Below are 18623 nucleotides of genomic sequence, written 5' to 3' on the forward strand. Positions count from 1 at the left end.
TCTTTGACAAACCGACCCTACCGGAAAAACACTGATGGCCACCGCTAACCTGCTACACCACTCCCTGGGACATCATCTGCTTCACGGCGCAATGTGTTCGGATGTCATTGCCGCATCGAAACCAGCCCCCTCAGCGGCGCGCACGAATTCCAGCAATTCGCTTGGTGCAAACTGCTCGTGTGAAGCGTCGTAGCCAATTATACGATCTGATCTCGCAACTGTTCAGTGTATGTGCAAACGGCAAAAAGCGACCGCAGCAGTCGCCGGGCACGCGTTACCCTCTCTGCGAATGGCTTCTCGCAACGCCCACCCACCCAAATTGTTTCCTGCCGCAGTCAGTATGCGCCGGTCGCACGAGCTGAGCGGAACTGCAAACTTCTCTTGTCTCGGGAACGATAGGGCCGCCGCGTCGTTGGATTTACAGGGCCTCAGTGCCACGGTTCTGCGAGTTATGGATACGAAGGAGACAATGCGATGACGGACAATAATCGCCAACTGAGCGAGAATGCGGGATCTGGAAGCAAAAACCCGACCTCGCAGCGATCGTTGGATGTGGAGCGCGAACCCATGCCGGACCGAGCCCCCGATACCGCTTCAGACAAAGCCGGCATTCCCCCAGTACGCAGCGGGAATGTCTCCAAGACGGATGAAAAGCCGACGAAAGGCGATCCGGTCACGAATCCCACGCATCACACGGGGCACATTCCCCCGCCAGTGACGGCCAATCGCGATTGATCGACCAACCGGAGGAAGGGCTTGACATGGCGACCGCGGCAGACGTCCTCGTAGATACGCTGATCGACTGGAAGATCGACACCATATTTGGCCTCCCAGGTGATGGCATCAACGGTATCGTGGAAGCGCTTCGCAAACGTCAGGAGGCGATACGCTTCATTCAGGTCCGTCATGAGCAGTCTGCCGCCTTCATGGCGACCGCTTATGCGAAATGGACGGGCAAGCTTGGTGTTTGCCTCGCCACTTCAGGACCAGGCGGCACGAACTTGCTGACCGGTCTCTACGATGCCAAGCTGGACCAGGTCCCGGTCCTTGCTGTCACCGGCATGCAATACCACGACCTCGCCGAGACCTTCACACAGCAGGACGTCAATCTGACGAGGGTTTTCGAGGACGTCAGTGTATACAATACGATCGTCAGCGACGCGGCCCATATGGAAAATGCCGCAAGCCTCGCCTGCCGAACGGCCATGGCGCGACGCGGTGTGGCGCATATCTCGATTGCCAACGACACGCAGGAAAAACCGGCGGGACAGGGCCGGTCTCGCCGCAATCTTCCCAAGCACGTTCCCAACGACTGGTTCTCGTACAAGCCCCTTCCTTCGGAGGATCTGATCGAGCAGGCGGCCGCTTTGCTTAATCGCGCAAATCGGGTCGCGATCCTGGCCGGACGCGGCGCTTTGGGAGCGCGGGAAGAATTGAGACTGACTGCCAAGCTGCTGGCCGCGCCGGTCGCCAAGGCGCTGCTGGGAAAGGCGATCATGGATGACGATGATCCCCATACAACCGGGGGTATCGGGATATTGGGTACAGCGCCTTCCCAGGATATTATGAAGGACTGCGATGCGCTTTTGATCGTCGGCTCGACATTTCCTTACATCGAATATTATCCCGACCCGCAGTCCGTCAAAGCGGTTCAGATCGACCTCGATCCTCAACGTATCGGACTTCGGCATCCGGTCCAATGTGGTCTGGTCGGCGATGCTCGCGCCGTTCTGTCACGATTGAATTCTCTTCTGGACGCCAAGACCGGAGGGACGTTCCTGGAAGACGCGCAGAAAAAGATGCAGACATGGCGCGCGCAGATGGCCGTGTTGACATCGGATCGTTCGTCGCCATTGAAGCCTCAGCCCGTGGTGCACGCATTTGGCCGGCGTGTCGACGCAATGGGGATGTTGGTGACGGATTCAGGACAGAACACGGAACTGGCCGCGCGGCATATCGATCTAAAAACGACCAACGCTTTTGCAGTTTCGGGCGCGCTTGCCTCGATGGCCTCCGGTCTGCCTTACGCGATCGCAGCAGGACTCGCTTGCCCCGGCCGCAATCTCTACGCTGTCGTGGGCGATGGGGGCCTCGCCATGCAGTTGGGGGAATTCTCAACCGCTGTTCGACACAGACTCCCTCTGAAACTCCTCGTTATTTCCAATGGCATGCTCAATCAGATCGCCTGGGAGCAGATGATGTTTCTCGGCCATCCTCAGTTTGCGTGCGAACTCGCACCTATTGATTTCGCCATGGCGGCGGAGGCAATGGGTGGGAGAGGTTTCACAATCTCCACCTTCGACGAGATGGAACGAGTGCTCGATGAGGCTTTTGCCGTGGAGGGTCCGGTCATCGTTCAGGCGAATGTCGACAGATACGAACCGATGATGCCGCCCAAAATGCCCAAGGACTATGCTGCCAATTTTAGAAAGGCGCTTCCCGGAACACCGGGCCACGAGGAGATCGAGCAGAATATAGCGCGCGAGCCACTTGCAACAAGGATGAATGCCTCGACTGACGAACCCGAGCTGGACGAAAACAGCGGGAGTCTTCCAGGTATCCCTTGACGATAAGCGGGCGGGCCCTAAGGCCCGACGATGAGGATGTGATCTCTCAATTTGGAGCGCAGTCGCTACGGGCGACGGCTGTTTCATGGCCCGCCCGCCATCGAGCCTATGACGACCATCACTACAGCATCGACGTCGACCTCGCCGCGGACATCGACCCGTTCGCCCTGTCGGCGCACGCTTAGTCGTTGCGGAGCTTCCGCTGCTTGCCGTTCAAGTTCCTCGATGATGGCGTTCGCGGCCTTTGCCTCCATCGTTTCTCCTATCATATCGCGGGAACCCATTTCCAAAACACTCCTTCCTTGCGCTCGCGGTAGTACTTGAATTCGCACTCGAACCGGTGGCCATAGGCGCGTGCGGCTTCGAGGGCAGCTTCTGCCGGGGGATTCATTCCTGTTCCGGGGGCAAACCAGTCTTCGAGCAGGTCGTCCGGCACATAGGTGCCGATCCGGAGCGGAAGATTCAGCAGCACGTCGTCCATTTCCTTCGGGGGTGCCATGTCGGTCTCCTCATTCGGTGTCGAGGCGGGCGTCGATTGCGTTCATCCGGTCGATTTCCGCGCGCTGACCCTCCATGATCTCGGCGCAGAGCGTCAACAGTTCGGGATCGCGCAGCGCTGCCTTTCTGCACATCAAAATAGCACCCGAATGATGCGGAACCATCGAGGCGATGAACTGCCGGTCGCCGATCAGCGCCTCAGTTCGCGTGGCGCCGAAAGCTGCAATGAACAAGATGACGAGCGCGGCAATGAGAAGGAAATTGGCCGTCCGGTTCGGATACATGCCGCCCATAGTCGCCAGCATGAGCACTCCCATCGGCGCCACCATGGTTAGGCCCATGTAGAACATGTTCAGATTATTCCGGAAGTCGCCCAGGCCGTCGATCATCGAGAACATAACCAGGTACATGACAGCCAGACTGACGATCATGTTGATTGCGAAGGCGGCATAGGGATACTTGTGCATCCAGTGACGTGTTGCGTTCCTGTCTTTCATGGGACATTCCTCCACCACCGGACAAGCCGGCGGGAATGCGTCGGCCCCAAACCCGTGAACGGCTCCGCCTCAGTGCGGCTGCGCGCCAGACTGATAATGGGCACCACCGCGCTGCGAGATCGCTGCCAGTGCCTCGCCGGCGCCATCTCCGCCTGTTTCGACGGCAACGTCACCGAGCGACAGGATGCCGACCAACTGCTTGCCGCGGTCGAGAACGGGAATGCGTCGGATCTGCTGGTTGCCGAGATCGCTGCAGACGTGGTCGAAATCTCGTCCCCGAAGCAGTATTTGACCTTGGGCGACATGACGTCGCTAACCTTGGTTCCCGGACCCAGACCCTCGGCCACTGCCCGGATGGCGATATTCCGGTCGGTGTGCATGCCAACGGGCTTACCCTCCTGGCCGACCGGCACGACTCCGGCGTCGATCTCGGCCCATGATACGGGCGGCGTCCTGAATCGTCTCGTTCGCATTGGCGATGCGCACATTGCGCGTCATGACGTCGCTGACTTTCATCGTTCGAACTCCTTCTCGCTGAAGGCACCCGAGACGGCGTGAAACCATTAATGGTGCGAGTGCTGGTCGTTGCGTTTGCGGGTGGCTGCGGCCTTCTTGGCGGAAGCAGAACGCTCGGCCTTCGGCCTTGCTGCGGATGCCGCTCCGCCCTTTCGCCCGCCTTTCTCCGACGAGGCATGATTTTCCGGATGGCTTCGACCGGAGCCGGACGTGTTGCCGCCGCCGCTTTCCTTGTTGACGGTAGCCAAGGCCCGCCGCTCGGCCTCATCTTTCGAAACGCCGCGATCTTCATATTTTTCCTCGATATGTTCGGCTTTGCGTTTCTGTTTCTCGGTGTAGGACGACTTGTCGCCACGGGGCATAGGTGGGTCTCCTTTGGCTGAGGTCAATCAGCCTCAACTCCCCTCAAGAGGTGTTGTTCCCGGTGGTTTGAGATTGCTTTGCGTTTCATCGAGGAGCGTCGACAAGCGCTGATAGGCCTCCTTGGTCGCGGCCTTCGCGCCCTCGGTATTGTCGGCGATGTGCATCTGCACAGCCCGGTGCAGGATATCCCGGATTTCCCACAGCTCCTCGTCGAGGTCGGAAGGCTTCATCGTTGTTTCTCCTGGGGCGTTGGAGCGCGCTTGGAGTGCGTTTTCGCCACGCGTTAGGGCGGCCGCATCCCACGCAGCCAATTCGCGCGACTAGATTTTGTTCCGCCGCCGAGGAACCTCCTCTCCCTCCACAGGTGAGCCCAAGAGTGACAACGGAGGACCCTCCCTATGACCACCAACAAGCACGACAAGACGAAAAAGCCGACCGACAAGGATCTCAAAGAGAACCCTGGTATCGGCCAGTCGGCAGGCCTGGAGTCACCGGCCGACGCGGAGCTGCTGGAAGGCGACAACACCTTCGAAGGCGACACCGACAACAACACCAACCGCTCTGGCGGCATCGATCCGCGCGACCGTCAGCGCGCCAACCGATAGGAGGCCGTGATGGTCGGAAAGAAAACACACGATCAGCAGCAACGCGTCATCAAAGGCAAGGAAAACACAAAAGGGGGGTGGCGCGGACTTTCCGGCGAAAGAAGACCTCAAATCCTCGAAAGGTCTCCGCCACGCGAAAGCGAAGGGTGACAAGCTCGCCGAGCCTATGAAGGAGCTGTCGGACGCCGATGATCGGAACATGGTACGCGGGCGCAACCAGGAAAGTCGCCACTAGGAACGGACCAGCCGCCCGTTCGGAGCGACCGGCAAGAGCGCCGGCCGACCGACCGACGTTGCAGCCCGAACGGGAAGGTATCCGGCACGCGCCCATTCCCGGTCTCCGAAGAGAGCGGCGTGACGGCACGGGTTGCATCGAACCAGACATAGGCGTCGAACTGCCTCGCCAGTTCGACATGGGCAAGTGCTTGGGCGCTCACTCTCCGGCCGGTAGATGACGCCGATGAAGCGCTCCAAGCGCTCGGCGGAAGCGCTTCGGCAAGGTCGGGCTGGCGGGAGAAATCGAGAAGGAAACGCCGTTTTCCCGAAAGACGGCAGCAGCGGTCGATGCTCTCCTCCAGCGCGGGCCGGACAGATTGATCCAATCTGTGGCAGCGGCGACGGTGCCGCTGTGCGTGCCGAGGCCGATCAGCGCGGTGGCATCGCCGTATTTCTCGCGGCAGAGCTGGCCGATATTCAATTCGCCGCGCACCTTGCCCATTTCGGTATGGCGGGCATCGCCGATATGGAAGTCGTGCGCCCAGACCACCGCCTTGGCCTTCGGTCCCGCCCGCTGCAGCAGATGGTCGAGCGTTTCGAACATGTGGGTCGCGCAGGTTCCAGGCTTCCGCGCCGCCGTAACACATGATGCGGTAGTATTTTTCCGCGGATGCAATGAGGCGGGCGTTCTGCGCGCCGTCGAAAAGGGCGTCGTCGCCGGCCGTCTCGATGGCTTGGTGAAGAAGCTCCCGGCATTGCCGCACCACAGCATCCTCGCAGGCTTGGTAACCGGTGGTCAGCACCCGCTCGGCCATAAGTGCCGGGGGCGTTCTGCCAGGGCGTCAGGCAACCGTAGCGCTCGCGCGCGACAGCGGCGGCTTGCGGGTCGGTGGCGGCGAGATAGGCGAGCACGGCGGCGATCGAGTCGCGCATTTTGTAGATATCGAGCCCGTAGAAGCCGGCCCGCCGATCGGCTGGACGGCCGGCATTGTGCGTTTTCAGCCAAGAGACGAAGGCGTCGACATCGGTGTTGCGCCACATCCAGGCGGGGAAACGGCGGAAGGGCGCTTCCCCGTCCGACTTCTGCCGCCCGCACACGAAGCGATCGCAGCCGCATCCGGCCAGTTGGCCTCCTCCGCCACTATGGAAAAGCCGTGCCGCTGGTCAGACGTTTTGTGATCGAGGCGCGCGCCCGGGAAAATTCCGAGGTGCCGTGGCTCGCTTCGCCGACCACGCGGCGTTCGGCGGAACGGTCGAAGGTCTCGGCAAAAGCCGGATCGTCGGGGCCGGGCAGGTCCTCGCCGGCGGCTGCGATGCGCACCGGCTAGGACTTTTTGGTTTGGGCGGGGTGTTCGGCCCATCCGCCATCGCCGATCAGCGGCACGAAGAGCACGCCGCCGAGATGCTCTTCGTCATAATGATTGGCGGCAAGCCTGGTAAAGCGAAGCAGCCGCTGCGAGCGCTCCTGCCAGCCGATGGGCATGATGAGGCGGCCGCCGATTTCGAGCTATTCCTTCAGCGCCTTCGGCGCGGCGGGTCCGCCCGCCGAGACGATGATGGCATCGAAGGGCGCCTTTTCCGGCTAGCCCTTCGTAGCGTCGCCGGCGCGGATGTCGATATTGTGTCGCCCGAGCCGCGCGAGCCGCGCCATCGCTTTTTCCGCCAGCGCGGGATGTCGCTCGATGGCTACAACCTGCCCGGCAAGATGCCTCAGCACCGCGGCGGCATAGCCGGATCCGGCGCCAACTTCCAGCACCGTGTCGTGCCGGTCTATTTCCGCCGCCTCCGCCATGCGGGCGACGATGTGGGGCTGAGAGATCGTCTGCCCTTCGGGGATCGGCAGCGGCTAATCCTCATAGACGAATTCCTCAAAACCCGCTTCCACGAAGACTTCGCGCGGAACGGCCTCCATTGCCTTCAAGATGCGCGTATCTCTTATGCCGCGTCGTGCAAGGTGGCGTTCGACCGTCTGGTGTCTGGCATGTCGGTAGTCGAGCATGGCAACCTCCGGGAGAAAGGCCGGCCCCGTGTTCCGGGACCGGCCTTTTTCTTAATGGCGGAACGTTGCGGACGAGCCCACGCCGCCGGTCGTGGACTGGTCGGTGCGCGTCGATTCGGTTTGCGTCGTCAACGTCGTCTGCTGTTCGGAAACGCGAAGATTGTTCTGGACGTGTTTGACGCCCGAAACTCGCTCAACGATATCTTCGGCATGGCGCTTGGCGAAACGCTCGGTCACGGTGCCGTTGAGCGTCACCTCGCCGCTGCTGACGGACACCTCGATATCCGAGGCGTCGATATGGGCATCGTCGGCCAGCTGGTCGTTGACCTCCTCGGCGATGCGCTCGTCCGAACGGGTATAGTTCTTCGGGCCGCGGCCGCGATGGCGCGCGTCCATTTCCCGGCGCCGGCTCGCATCCTCGTCGCCGAACCAGGAGGCCACCTCGTCGCCTGCGCGCTCGAAGAAGCCGCGACCGTTGTCCCAGCGGGAGCGATCCCCGGAAGAGCGGTAATCCCGCCCGCTCGAACCGGAGCGCCAGCGGTCGTCCGACTGGCGGCGGGGATAGCCGTACGTGTCGCGGTCGTAGCCGCCGGAGGGGCTTTTCGACCACGGCCAGTCATAGCCTAGATAGGTGTCGCGTCCGGCAAAGGGCCGCATGCCGTACCGGTCCTCACGCCGATCGTCTCCGCCGGAGTGGCGGCGGTTCTCACGCTCGTTTCGCGTGCGGTCATCCATCATGCGGCGGCGCTCTGCATCCTCATCGCCGAACCAGGAGCGTGCCTCGTCGCTCGCTCTGTCGGACCAGTCGCGCTCGGACCGCCATTCATCGCCCCGGTCGCCATATCGGCGGTTAGCGTCACGGTTTTCCCAATCCCTTGCCATGGGTTTCCTCCTTCAAGAAGTTGATAAAATGTTGGGCTGCAGGCAAATGGACCTGCAGGTCACCAACTGTCTTGGTCTGGCATTGTTCCCAGTTGGCGTAGGGATGGCGTGCATCGATAGGCGACGGTTTGTGAGCAATGCGAAGGGTACTTCCGGTTCGGCAGCCGGCTCCGGCAGCGGCTCGGCTTGAGGGCGGGCTATCTAAAATGACGAAGGGCGCTCGACCCTTTCGGGGAGCGCCCTTCGGACCCGGACGACTACGAACGCGCGACAAGACATTATCGCTGCAGGCAGTCATCCTTTACGGGTGGTGAGCGATAAATAGGTGGAGCCTGCGTGAACTTCAAGGCCTTCCAGAGCGTCATTCTCGCGAACCGGTAGACCGAGGCACGCGTCGCAGATGCCGCAGCCGTCATCGTCCATCGGCTGGTCCGCTCTCTCGCAGCAGAGACAGACGGTCGTGCATTGGTCGCGGCCTTTGCTTTTGCTTGGCCCGTGGATTTCGAAAGCATCGCCAATCGCGACGTTGGTGACAAATCCTCTCATTGCCGGCTTCTCCATTGGTCTCCGCGACGAAGAGATAAGAGCCGACTGCCGCTTTGCAATGGCGACCTTTGAGGAGGCGGGCCGCTGGTCACGCCGGGGTGGACACTCAGGCTGGCACATGCTGTTCTCTCGGATGGAGGAACTGGTGATGGCGTATGAATGGGATCCTCGGCGTGCGCGACGCGCGCTTGATCAGGCTTGCAGCTGCCGTGGCGCTTAGCGCGTCGGCGATCACGGTCCCCGTCGCGGTTCTGCTGGCGGCCGCGCCGATTTGACGGCATCGGCGGCGGCGCCCTATAGCGCCGCACGCCAGGTCACTCGATCAGATAGCGCGAACGTTTTCGGCCTTCGACTTGCCGGTCTCCTCGTAAACCCAGCGGCCCTGTGCCACCGGCGCAGCATATTGAGATGGCGAACACCTGAAACCGGTTATGGTCCGCGAGACCAGCCGGGAACAACTATCCTCCGCAGCGGGTTTCTCCCTCGATCCGGGTGCCGGCAACGCGAAGCGTATCGAGGTCGAAGATGGCGGGTGACAAGCTTTCAACCTACAAGAAGAAGCGGGACTTCAAGCAGACGCAGGAACCGAGCGGCGCGACCACCGTCAAGTCGTCCAACCGGCCCCGCTTCGTTATCCAGAAGCACGACGCGACGCGCCTTCATTACGATCTCCGACTCGAACTCGACGGCGTCTTCAAATCCTGGGCCGTCACCAAGGGACCGTCGCTCGATCCGCATGACAAGCGGCTGGCGGTCGAGGTCGAGGACCACCCGCTCGACTACGGCGATTTCGAAGGCACGATCCCGAAAGGCCAATATGGCGGCGGCACGGTGATGTTGTGGGATAGAGGCTACTGGGAGCCGGAAGGCAACAAGTTGCCGGAAGAGGCTTTGAGAAAGGGCGATTTCAAATTCGTCCTGCACGGCAAGCGCCTGCATGGAAGCTTCGTGCTGGTGCGGATGCGCAACGACCGCGACGGCGGCAAGCGGACGAACTGGTTGCTGATCAAGCACCATGACGAGCATTCCGTCGGAGAGAATGGCGCGGCAATCCTGGACGCGAACAGGTCTTCGGTCGCGTCGGCTCGAACGATGGAGCAGATCGCCGGCGGCAAGGGACGCAAGCCGACGCCGTTTATGATGGCGAGTGGCGATGTCGAGGCGGATGCCGTCTGGGACAGCAAGAAGGGTCTGGCGGCTGACGAACGCAAGAAGAAAGCGCGGAAGGAGGTGGCGACGTCGACTGCTGTGGACCTGCCGGAATTCATCGCCCCGCAGCTCTGCGAAACGCTCGAGCGACCGCCGGCCGGCGATAACTGGCTGCACGAGATCAAGTTCGACGGCTACCGCATCCAGATGCGGATTGCCAACGGAGCCGTGACCCTAAAGACACGCAAGGGGCTGGATTGGACGGCAAAGTATCCGGAGATCGCGAAGGCCGCCACTGAGCTTCCCGATTGCATCATCGACGGCGAGATCTGCGCCCTCGACGACAACGGGGCACCAGACTTTGCCGCGCTTCAGGCCGCATTGTCGGAAGGCACCACAGGCAACCTGGTGTATTTCGCGTTCGACCTCCTGTTCGACGGCGGCGAAGATCTACGGGAGAAGGCTTTGACAGACCGCAAGAGCCGGCTGCAGGAACTGCTTGCCGACGGGACCGACGATCCGCATCTGCGTTTCGTCGAGCACTTCGAGACCGGCGGCGATGCCGTATTGCGCTCGGCATGCAAGCTGTCGCTCGAGGGCATCGTCTCGAAGCAGGCGGATGCGCCTTATCGGTCAGGGCGCACAGAAGCCTGGGCCAAGTCGAAATGCCGGGCCGGCCACGAGGTCGTCATCGGCGGCTATGCCAAGACGAACGGCAAATTCCGATCTCTGCTGGTCGGGGTCAACCGCGGAGACCACTTCGTCTATGTCGGGCGGGTCGGCACGGGTTATGGCGCCAAGAAGGTCGAAACGCTGCTGCCCAAGCTGAAGGCGGCGGAAGCGGCAACGTCGCCCTTTACGGGCATTGGCGCGCCCAAGAAGGAAAAGGAGGTCGTCTGGCTCAAACCCCAACTGGTCGCGGAGATCGAGTTTGCCGGCTGGACCGCCGATGGCCTGGTCCGCCAAGCCGCGTTCAAGGGCCTGCGGGAGGATAAGCCGGCCGCGGAGGTCCAGGCCGAGAAACCCGCCTTGCCGGCAAAGACCGAAACACCGGCACCAGCTGCAGTGGCAAAGGCGAAGCCCACTCGCCGCAAAGGCGCAAAGGCCGAAGTCATGGGTGTGCTTATTTCCAACCCGGACAAGCCGTTGTGGCCGGATGCCGGCGGCGACGGACAGCCCGTCACTAAGGAGGATCTCGCTCGATATCACGAAGCTGTCGGCACCTGGCTCATCGAGCACGTCAAGGGACGGCCATGTTCCATCATTCGCGCGCCCGATGGCATCGGCGGGGAACAGTTCTTCCAGCGGCACGCGATGCCGGGCACGTCGAACCTGCTGGAACTGGTCAAGGTCTTCGGCGACAAGAAGCCTTATCTGCAGGTCGACCGGGTCGAAGGACTCATTGCCATCGCGCAGATCGGCGGGGTCGAGTTGCACCCCTGGAATTGCGAGCCGGGCAAGCCGGAAGTGCCAGGACGGGTGGTGTTCGACCTCGATCCCGGGCCGGACGTGCCATTCTCCGCCGTGGTGACGGCGGCGCGCGAGATGCGCGACCGGCTGGATGACCTCGGGCTCATTAGCTTCTGCAAGACAACCGGTGGCAAGGGCCTGCATGTGGTGACGCCGCTCGAGGTCAATGCGCGCAAGCCGCTGTCCTGGGCTGAGGCGAAGGGCTTTGCCCACGACGTCTGCCAGGAGATGGCACGCGACAATCCCGATGCCTATCTCATCAAGATGACCAAGAGCCTGCGGGAAGGGCGCATCTTCCTCGATTATCTGCGCAACGATCGCATGGCGACGGCCGTAGCGCCGCTATCGCCGCGGGCACGGCCGGGCGCTACCGCCTCGATGCCGCTCACCTGGACGCAGGTCAAATCCGATCTCGACCCGAAGCGGTTCACCATCCGGACGGTCCCGACCCTCTTGTCGAAGACGAGCGCCTGGAAAGACTATTACGACGGGCAACGGCCGCTGGAGCAGGCCATCAAGCGGCTGGGCAAACGGAAGGCAGCAGCATGATCTTCGACCGTTCTCGCATCGAAACCACACAGCACGAATGAAAATGCGGCGCATCCGTAGACTGGCGCCACCACCTCGGTAAGACGCGGGCCCCACGAAACCTGTTCTCCTACCTCCAGCGCCGCCTGAGGGCGAACGGTCCTGTCGCCTCGGTGAAAATGCTATCGTTCGATGGTCTGGCGAGTGCCGCCATGGTCTATGACGAGCAGCCCATCATCGACCACCGCCGGCGGATCGACGCCAAGCGTGCCATGGGAGCGATGGTGATCAGCGGTGACGATCGCCTATTCTCCGATCATGAGGCTTTACCGAACCGGGTTGTCGCCGATATCGAACACCGCCGCATTGTCCTGGATTTCGCGCAGGCCTTTGTAGGAGGCATGGCGCAGATTGCCGTCGTCCGTCCAGCCGCGGAACTCGATCTCAGCGATCAGCGTCGGCAGGGCAAAGACATAGTTCTTGCCCTTCAGAGGGATGACCGGCCTCTTGGTCTTCAGCTTGTCGAGCGTCTTGCGCAGATACTCGGCGTCGGCGGTCTTGAAGCCGGTCCCGACCGAGCCGACCGGGACCCAGGTGTCGCCGCGCCGCGCGGCCAGCAATAAGCTGCCGATCCCGCCGCGAGCGGATTCGGAACGCTCGTAGCCGACAATCATGAAGCTCTCGCTCTGGACGCATTTGATCTTGATCCAATCGCCGGTGCGGCCGGAGCGATAGGGCCGGTCTCGATGCTTGGCGATGATACCCTCGAGCCCCATGGAGCAGGCCTTCGCGAGCAGATCAGTGCCGTCGCCATGGGCTTCCTCGGACAACTGCACCGCGCCGACGGCGCCGTCGAGAAAATCCTCCAGCAGGTGCCGGCGGACCGAAAGCTCTGTCCGGGTCAGATCATGCCCATCGAAATAGAGGAGGTCGAAGGCGAAAAAGACCGCCTCGGTAGACGCGCGCTTGCCGCCGCGACCGCCGAGCGAACGCTGCAGCGCCCCGAAGTCCGAGTGTCCTTCCTTGTTGAGCACCACCGCCTCGCCGTCGAGGATGGCCGTACCGACGCCGCGTTTTTTGGCTGCATCGGCAATCCCAGGAAAGCGGTGCGTCCAATCGTGGCCCCCACGCGTGATGATCCGCACGCCGTTCGGCTCGATATGGAGCGCGAGGCGATAGCCGTCCCATTTGATTTCGTAAAGCCAATCCGGTCCTTCCGGCGGCGTCGGACGAAGCAGGGCGAGGCACGGTTCCACGCGCTCGGGCATCGGATCGAAGGGCAGGTTCGGCTGCGCGGGATCGCGTTTGCGCACGGGCCGCGACTGCAGTGCCGTACCGGATTCGTCGAGCAGGGGGATGGCGGATCGGCGCTTCTTCATGGATGTCCATTACGGGTGCGAGAGAGATCGAACATAGGTGCTGTCCGTGACGGTTTCAGGATGCGCGCTTGCCTTTTTCACCGGCGGCGAGGCTCTTGCGAAGCGCGTCCATGATGTCGACGACATTGCCACCCGACGGACGTTCGTCTTCCTTGGTCTTGCCCTTCTTCGACGGTCTCAGCGCCTTCTTCTTTTTCGCAATGATGTCGAGAAGGGCGTCCTGCACCGGATCGGACACCATGTCCGGCGACCATTCCTTGGTGTGCCGCTTGATGAACTTTTGCACCATCGGGACGAGATCGGGATCGGACCTGTCGTCGATGTCCTTGAAATAGGATTGCTCCGGTCGCACCTCGTCGCCGAAACGCAGCGTCCAGACGACGATGCCTTCGCCGCGCGGCTCCAGCACGACGGCGCGCTCGCGCCGGCCGATCACCAGCCGCGAGACGCCATAGACTTTGTCCGCCGCCATTGCGTCGCGGATGACGGCGAAGGCCTCGTGTCCGACCGGATCGTCGGGCACCAGATAATGCGGCTTTTCCAGATAGATCCATTCGATGCTGTCTCGCGGCACGAACTTCTCGATGTCGATGGTCTTGACCGTTTCCAGGGCCACGGCGTCGAGATCGTCGTCGGTGAGGAGCACGTAGTCGTTCTCGCCTCGGGCATAACCCTTCACCTCGTCATCAACCTTGACCGGCTTGCGGGTGACGGCATCGACATATCGCGAGACCACGCGGTTACCGGTCTGCCTGTTCAGGGTGTGGAAGCGGACCTTGTCGCTCTCCGACGTCGCTGGCGACATGGACACGGGGCAGGTGACGAGAGAGAGCTTCAGGTAGCCTTTCCAATAGGGGCGCGGTGCCATGATCCGTCTCCTCAACCGGCTTTACGCTGTGCAGCCGACGGGCTGCGGGCTTTCGACGCTGCGCCACCCGCCGCCGGCTTGCGACCGTTACCCTTGTTGGCACTGGCGTCCGCGCGCTTCGGCTTGTCATCGCCAGCTTTCAGCATCTTGGCGCTTTCGCGCAGCGCCGCGAGAAGCCCGTCCGGGCTCGAGACCTTGACCTCCTTGCGCTTCGGCAGCGCCTTGCCTTCGATCTTCGCTTTCACCAACTCGGCCACGGCGGCTTCGTATCGATCGTCGAATTCCGCCGCGTCGAACGAGCCCTTCTTGGTGGCAATGATGTGCTTGGCGAGATCAAGCATCTCGCCTTTGATCTTCAGTTTGGGCACGTCCTCGAAGGCCTTTTCCGATGAGCGGACCTCATAGTCGTATTGCATGGTCGTGCCGATCAGCCCCTTGCCGTGCGTGCGGATCAGTACCGTCCGCATCCGACGGAACAGAACGGTGCGCGCCACGGCGGCAACCTGCGATTTGTCCATGGCGTCGCGCAACGCGGTGAACGCATTCGAGGAAACGCGGTCGGTCGGCACGAGATAGTACGGCTTGTCGAAATAGACATCGTCGACATCGGAGCAGGGAATGAAGGCTTCGACCGTCAACGTCTTGTTGCTTTTGGGAATTGTCGCGGCTACTTCCTCGGGATCGATCATGACGTATTGGCCATTCTCGACCTCGAATCCCTTGGTCTGGTCCTCGCGCTCGACTTCCTTGCCGGTGTCGCTGTCGATAAAGATGCGGTTGACTCGATTGCCGGTCTTCTTATTGATCGTATGGAAGGAGATGCGCTCGGAGGTGCTCGCCGCCGTGTAGAGCCCGACGCCGCAGCTCACCTCTCCGAATTTGATGAAGCCTTTCCACTGAGCACGCTGGGCCATCTCGAAACTCCCGACTCGACGCAACCAACGCGAGTCAAGCGAATCACCTGCGAATTTGTTCCGATTCAAAATGAATCGAAAATCAATAACTTAGCGACGACTCGCCTCCCTCATTGCGAGTCTGCAATATGTCCTTGATTCGCTGCATCTTTCCTGCTGCTCCGTGCGTTCTTCCCGGATCACAACCGGAAAGGAATATGTGATGACGAAGCGTGAGGCCATCGATACCGGAACAGACAAAGCTCTATGTCCGCCGTGATTAGAAGGGCCAGTTCAAGGAAAGCGTCGATGTCGGCCGATCTCTGTCCGCCGACCGCCGCCACGAAGCGAAAACCAAGACTGAGCCGGGCGAAGGCAATCGCGGCGACCGGCATACAAAGCACTGAGAAGCGTGCCGCGACGACTCGCCCCTGAAAGAACCAGAACATGCACGGAATCGATTTTCCTATGCTAGATCTACAAAAACAATATAAAATGCCTTCGGATGGTGAGGTGTCGGGACATCTTTTCGCTGCAAGGTGACAGAGCTGTCACCAGCCAGGTCGATTTGCTCAATTCCAACGAGACGAAAATTGCGCCAAGATCGACGAGAGTAGCGGTTTGCGCTTGAGATTGACCTGCTGTTATCGGCATGGTTGGCCTCCAGAGAGTTTTCTAGCGACCTCACTCTGCCACGGTGCAGGCCGCTACTCACCCCCGATGGGATCTCAAGGGCTTGTAAGCCACCAATCAGTCCTCCGGCGTATATCCCATTGACATATCCTGTCTCGCGCACTAGCTTTTGGGATATGCCATGTGTAGATGCCAAAGGAGTGCGCCATGGAACAGGGTGCGGTATTCCAGAGTAATCGTAGCCAAGCCATTCGGCTGCCAAAGGCCGTTGCTCTGCCTGATGATGTCAAGCGTGTCGATATCGTTGCGGTTGGGCGCACTCGAATTATTGCTCCCGCCGGCGAGGCTTGGGATAGCTGGTTCGAGGGTGCGGCGGCGACCCCCGACTTCATGAGCGAACGTGATCAGCCTGCCTTGCAGGAGCGCGAGGCATTCTAATGCTGAAGTACATGTTGGACACCAACATCTGCATTTTCACCATCAAGAATAGACCCCAACAGGTGCGCGATGCGTTCAATCGCCACCACGGTCAATTATGCATAAGCTCAGTAAGCTTGATGGAGTTGATTTACGGGGCAGAAAAGTCGGCGAGGCAAGAGCACAATCTGGCCGTTGTCGAGGGTTTTGCGGCTCGACTTGAGGTGTTGCCTTATGATGACATAGCGGCCATCCACACCGGCCAGGTGCGTGCTGAACTCGCTCGGAACGGAACCTCTATAGGGCCGTATGACCAACTGATCGCAGGGCACGCGCGCTCCCGCGGATTAATTGTGGTGACAAACAACCGGCGCGAATTTGATCGCGTGGCAGGCTTACGCGTCGAAGATTGGGCCATCTGAAATCGCTCTTGTGATCGCTACCGGCTGTAGAAGCAGGCAAAGCTAGACGCTACAATTTATTGCCAGGTCGGTGGTTCTGATAAGGAAACTAATCGGCGATCTAAAATGGGATCTATTTGTTGCTTGCAAAGCGTGCTGTTATTGGAAAGATCTGAATATAATCAATGCAGCGATCGCCCAAACGAATATCCCGAGCAAAACCGTGAGTGCGGCGGGGAAGGCGCTAATGCCAAGGTAGCACGTCGTCACGAACGCCAGATAGGCGGGAAGCGTTTTCGCGCTGGCAATGCAAGTCTCTCTGAAAGCGTCAATATCGTTTTTGGCGCCGACGATCATCAGGGCGATGAAGCCAAAGAGCGGGAACAGAGGCAAGATACCGGGGAGCGTATTGCCACGTTTGGCGGCCAGCGCGATGATCGCCGTCATCGCGCCGCCAAGCAGGCTTTTCCAGAGAATATCCAAGTTTACGACCCGGCCGGTTCCTGCACGAGGAAGGCGAAGTCGCATCCCTGCTCGGCCTGCAGCACCTCCTGACCATAGAGGCGGGCATAGCCACGCTTGGCAAGGGGAGGGGCTTTTGCCGGTGTACGCTGGGCGAGCTCGGCTGCATCGACCAGAAGATCGACTCGGCGCTCCTTGACGGATAGCCTTATGCGGTCTCCGGTTCGCACGAGTCCAAGCGGACCGCCTGATGCGGCGTCGGGGCTGACATGGAGAACGATTGTGCCGTAGGCGGTGCCGCTCATGCGTGCGTCCGAGATGCGCAGCATGTCCTTCACGCCCTTGCGTGCCAGTTTCGTCGGGATCGGCAGATAGCCGGCTTCCGGCATGCAGGATGCGCTCTTCGGCCCGGCATTCTGGAGGACCATGATGTCGTCCTCGCTGATGTCGAGGTCGGGATCGTCGACGCGGGCTGCCATATCCTCCAGGCTTGTGAAGACCACAGCGCGTCCCTCATATTCGAACAGGCGCGGATCGGCGGCCGCGCGCTTGAGGATCGCACCGTTTGGAGCCAGCGAGCCGAAGAGCGCGACAAGGCCGCCCTCGGGCTGGAGTGGTGCCGATACGGCGTGGATGATCTTGCGATCGACATAGGGTTGCGGCGCTTCAAGACGCTCGCCGAGAGTTTCGCCCGATACGGTCATGCAGTCGAGATGCAGCAGATCCTTCAGTTCCCGCATGACGGCACCAATGCCACCGGCAGCATGAAGGTCTTCCATGTAGTAGCTGCCGGTGGGCTTGAGATCGACAAGCACAGGTGTCGTGTCGGAGAGTTCGTTCAGCCGTTGCAGGTCGATCTTGATACCCGCACGCCCGGCAATCGCCGTCAGATGAATGATCGCATTGGTCGATCCGCCGATGGCGAGCAGAACGCGAAGGGCGTTTTCCACGGATTTGGCGGTAATGATCCGGTCCGGGGTCAGCTTGTCGCGGGCCAGCCGCATGGCGGCCACGCCGCTTGCTTCGGCTGCGCGCAGCCGATCCGCATGCACGGCCGGTATCGCGGCCGTGCCTGGTAGCATGATGCCGAGTGCTTCGGCGATGGCTGCCATGGTGCTGGCTGTTCCCATCACCGCGCAAGTACCGGCGGTCGTCGACAGGCTTCCCTCAACTTCCTGAATGCTCTCGCCGTCGAGCTCACCGGCACGATACTTCGCCCAGAAACGTCGACAGTCCGTGCAGGCGCCGAGGCGTTCACCGCGCCAGCGGCCCGTCATCATTGGTCCGGTGACGAGTTGAATGGCCGGAATATTGGCCGAGACGGCCCCCATAAGCTGAGCCGGAACCGTCTTGTCGCAGCCGCCGATCAGAACGACGGCATCCATCGGCTGGCCCTTCAGCATTTCCTCGGTGTCCATGGACATGAGGTTGCGGAAGAAGAGGCTGGTCGGCTTCAGGAAGACCTCGCCGAGCGAGACTGTCGGAAACTCAAGCGGCAGGCCGCCGGCCGCGATGACCCCGCGCTTGACTGCGGCAATCAGTTCCGGAACCAGGCGATGGCAGTTGTTGAATTCGCTGTAGGTGCCTGCGATGCCCACGACGGGGCGGGCGAGCATCTCCGTGGAATATCCCATGGATCGCGCGAATGACATCCTGAGATAGCGCGCGAAGTCGAAGTCGCCATAGTTGGTGAGGCCGCGCGAAATCCCGACCGGCTCTTGCTTGTCCGTCATA

20 protein-coding genes and 7 pseudogenes are annotated in these 18623 nt (G+C 61.1%); 9 read left to right on the top strand and 18 right to left on the bottom strand.

The window, feature by feature from the left end; genetic code table 11:
• Positions 1-84: 84 nt before the first annotated feature.
• Positions 85-201, bottom strand: a pseudogene (locus tag OCK02_RS20550) (LLM class F420-dependent oxidoreductase); the annotation flags it as partial.
• A 273-nt stretch (positions 202-474) separates the two neighbouring features.
• Here OCK02_RS20550 and OCK02_RS20555 point away from each other — a divergent pair.
• On the top strand, positions 475-735 hold the full coding sequence (locus OCK02_RS20555; RefSeq protein ID WP_263814640.1) for a hypothetical protein: 261 nt from the start codon (positions 475-477) through the stop codon (positions 733-735).
• A gap of 26 nt (positions 736-761) precedes the next feature.
• Positions 762-2567: a thiamine pyrophosphate-binding protein gene (locus OCK02_RS20560; protein ID WP_263814641.1), complete on the top strand. Its 1806-nt coding sequence runs from the start codon at positions 762-764 to the stop codon at positions 2565-2567.
• Positions 2568-2650: 83 nt separating this feature from the next.
• Here the strand turns inward: OCK02_RS20560 and OCK02_RS20565 are convergent, their stop codons facing one another.
• From OCK02_RS20565 to OCK02_RS20590, 6 genes and pseudogenes are all read right to left on the bottom strand, one after another.
• Positions 2651-2821: a hypothetical protein gene (locus OCK02_RS20565; RefSeq protein WP_263814642.1), complete on the bottom strand. Its 171-nt coding sequence runs from the start codon at positions 2819-2821 to the stop codon at positions 2651-2653.
• Positions 2822-2832: 11 nt separating this feature from the next.
• A complete protein-coding gene (locus tag OCK02_RS20570; protein ID WP_263814643.1) occupies positions 2833-3066 on the bottom strand; it encodes a hypothetical protein in 234 nt (77 codons plus the stop codon).
• A 10-nt stretch (positions 3067-3076) separates the two neighbouring features.
• A complete protein-coding gene (locus tag OCK02_RS20575) occupies positions 3077-3562 on the bottom strand; it encodes a DUF305 domain-containing protein (RefSeq protein ID WP_263814644.1) in 486 nt (161 codons plus the stop codon).
• 69 nt (positions 3563-3631) lie between these two features.
• Positions 3632-4078: pseudogene (locus OCK02_RS20580) on the bottom strand (CBS domain-containing protein).
• A 47-nt stretch (positions 4079-4125) separates the two neighbouring features.
• Complete coding sequence (locus tag OCK02_RS20585; RefSeq protein ID WP_263814645.1) at positions 4126-4440, bottom strand: plasmid stabilization protein; 315 nt, start codon at positions 4438-4440, stop codon at positions 4126-4128.
• A 33-nt stretch (positions 4441-4473) separates the two neighbouring features.
• On the bottom strand, positions 4474-4671 hold the full coding sequence (locus tag OCK02_RS20590) for a hypothetical protein (RefSeq protein WP_263814646.1): 198 nt from the start codon (positions 4669-4671) through the stop codon (positions 4474-4476).
• A 168-nt stretch (positions 4672-4839) separates the two neighbouring features.
• On the opposite strand from OCK02_RS20590, the gene OCK02_RS20595 reads away from it, so the two are divergent.
• Both OCK02_RS20595 and OCK02_RS20600 read left to right on the top strand, forming a co-directional pair.
• Positions 4840-5046: a hypothetical protein gene (locus OCK02_RS20595; protein WP_263814647.1), complete on the top strand. Its 207-nt coding sequence runs from the start codon at positions 4840-4842 to the stop codon at positions 5044-5046.
• Positions 5047-5055: 9 nt separating this feature from the next.
• Positions 5056-5196 carry a hypothetical protein gene (locus OCK02_RS20600; protein ID WP_263814648.1) on the top strand — a complete coding sequence of 47 codons (141 nt, stop codon included), beginning with the start codon at positions 5056-5058 and terminating at the stop codon, positions 5194-5196.
• A gap of 283 nt (positions 5197-5479) precedes the next feature.
• Here the strand turns inward: OCK02_RS20600 and OCK02_RS26220 are convergent.
• The 5 genes and pseudogenes from OCK02_RS26220 to OCK02_RS20635 all read right to left on the bottom strand — a co-directional run bounded on the left by OCK02_RS26220 (position 5480) and on the right by OCK02_RS20635 (position 8704).
• Positions 5480-6360, bottom strand: a pseudogene (locus OCK02_RS26220) (erythromycin esterase family protein).
• Positions 6361-6403: 43 nt separating this feature from the next.
• Positions 6404-6583, bottom strand: coding sequence for a hypothetical protein (locus OCK02_RS20620; RefSeq protein ID WP_263814650.1), 180 nt, complete (start codon positions 6581-6583; stop codon positions 6404-6406).
• 3 nt (positions 6584-6586) lie between these two features.
• Positions 6587-7261 (bottom strand): annotated as a pseudogene (locus OCK02_RS20625) (protein-L-isoaspartate(D-aspartate) O-methyltransferase).
• Positions 7262-7312: 51 nt separating this feature from the next.
• Positions 7313-8143, bottom strand: a complete 831-nt coding sequence (locus OCK02_RS20630; protein WP_263814651.1) for an SWFGD domain-containing protein — start codon at positions 8141-8143, stop codon at positions 7313-7315.
• A 294-nt stretch (positions 8144-8437) separates the two neighbouring features.
• Positions 8438-8704, bottom strand: a complete 267-nt coding sequence (locus OCK02_RS20635; protein WP_263814652.1) for a hypothetical protein — start codon at positions 8702-8704, stop codon at positions 8438-8440.
• Between the two features lie 510 nt (positions 8705-9214).
• Here OCK02_RS20635 and ligD (OCK02_RS20640) point away from each other — a divergent pair.
• Together ligD (OCK02_RS20640) and OCK02_RS20645 are read left to right on the top strand one after the other, a co-directional pair.
• The gene (ligD, locus tag OCK02_RS20640) at positions 9215-11857 is read left to right on the top strand and encodes a DNA ligase D (protein ID WP_263814653.1); all 2643 of its coding nucleotides are present in this window, start codon (positions 9215-9217) and stop codon (positions 11855-11857) included.
• A 68-nt stretch (positions 11858-11925) separates the two neighbouring features.
• Positions 11926-12147 (top strand): annotated as a pseudogene (locus OCK02_RS20645) (DUF4334 domain-containing protein); the annotation flags it as partial.
• Between the two features lie 15 nt (positions 12148-12162).
• On the opposite strand, the gene ligD (OCK02_RS20650) reads toward OCK02_RS20645, so the two are convergent.
• From ligD (OCK02_RS20650) to OCK02_RS20660, 3 genes are read right to left on the bottom strand one after another with little or no spacing between them, the layout of a single operon-like run.
• Positions 12163-13215 (bottom strand): non-homologous end-joining DNA ligase, encoded by a 1053-nt coding sequence (gene ligD, locus OCK02_RS20650; RefSeq protein WP_263814654.1) that lies wholly within the window; start codon positions 13213-13215, stop codon positions 12163-12165.
• A gap of 55 nt (positions 13216-13270) precedes the next feature.
• The gene (locus OCK02_RS20655) at positions 13271-14083 is read right to left on the bottom strand and encodes a Ku protein (protein ID WP_263814655.1); all 813 of its coding nucleotides are present in this window, start codon (positions 14081-14083) and stop codon (positions 13271-13273) included.
• An 11-nt stretch (positions 14084-14094) separates the two neighbouring features.
• The gene (locus OCK02_RS20660; protein WP_263814656.1) at positions 14095-14997 is read right to left on the bottom strand and encodes a Ku protein; all 903 of its coding nucleotides are present in this window, start codon (positions 14995-14997) and stop codon (positions 14095-14097) included.
• Between the two features lie 202 nt (positions 14998-15199).
• Here OCK02_RS20660 and OCK02_RS20665 point away from each other — a divergent pair.
• Positions 15200-15383: pseudogene (locus tag OCK02_RS20665) on the top strand (hypothetical protein).
• Positions 15384-15486: 103 nt separating this feature from the next.
• On the opposite strand, the pseudogene OCK02_RS20670 reads toward OCK02_RS20665, so the two are convergent.
• Positions 15487-15630: pseudogene (locus tag OCK02_RS20670) on the bottom strand (IS110 family transposase); the annotation flags it as partial.
• Between the two features lie 186 nt (positions 15631-15816).
• Here OCK02_RS20670 and vapB point away from each other — a divergent pair.
• Together vapB and vapC are read left to right on the top strand one after the other, a co-directional pair.
• Entirely contained in the window at positions 15817-16047 is a 231-nt protein-coding gene (vapB, locus tag OCK02_RS20675) for a type II toxin-antitoxin system VapB family antitoxin (RefSeq protein WP_112596715.1), read from the top strand.
• Positions 16047-16448 carry a type II toxin-antitoxin system tRNA(fMet)-specific endonuclease VapC gene (gene vapC, locus OCK02_RS20680; protein ID WP_263814657.1) on the top strand — a complete coding sequence of 134 codons (402 nt, stop codon included), beginning with the start codon at positions 16047-16049 and terminating at the stop codon, positions 16446-16448. Before vapB ends, vapC begins: the two co-directional genes overlap by 1 nt.
• A gap of 138 nt (positions 16449-16586) precedes the next feature.
• On the opposite strand, the gene OCK02_RS20685 is transcribed toward vapC, so the two are convergent.
• Both OCK02_RS20685 and OCK02_RS20690 read right to left on the bottom strand, forming a co-directional pair.
• The gene (locus OCK02_RS20685) at positions 16587-16910 is read right to left on the bottom strand and encodes a GlpM family protein (RefSeq protein ID WP_263814658.1); all 324 of its coding nucleotides are present in this window, start codon (positions 16908-16910) and stop codon (positions 16587-16589) included.
• A 2-nt stretch (positions 16911-16912) separates the two neighbouring features.
• Positions 16913-18622: an IlvD/Edd family dehydratase gene (locus OCK02_RS20690; protein WP_263814769.1), complete on the bottom strand. Its 1710-nt coding sequence runs from the start codon at positions 18620-18622 to the stop codon at positions 16913-16915.
• Between the last annotated feature and the right edge of the window lies 1 nt (position 18623).

Origin of the sequence: Rhizobium sp. TRM96647, assembly GCF_025780115.1 — a bacterium.
In the GTDB taxonomy this organism is placed as follows: Bacteria; Pseudomonadota; Alphaproteobacteria; order Rhizobiales; family Rhizobiaceae; genus Mycoplana.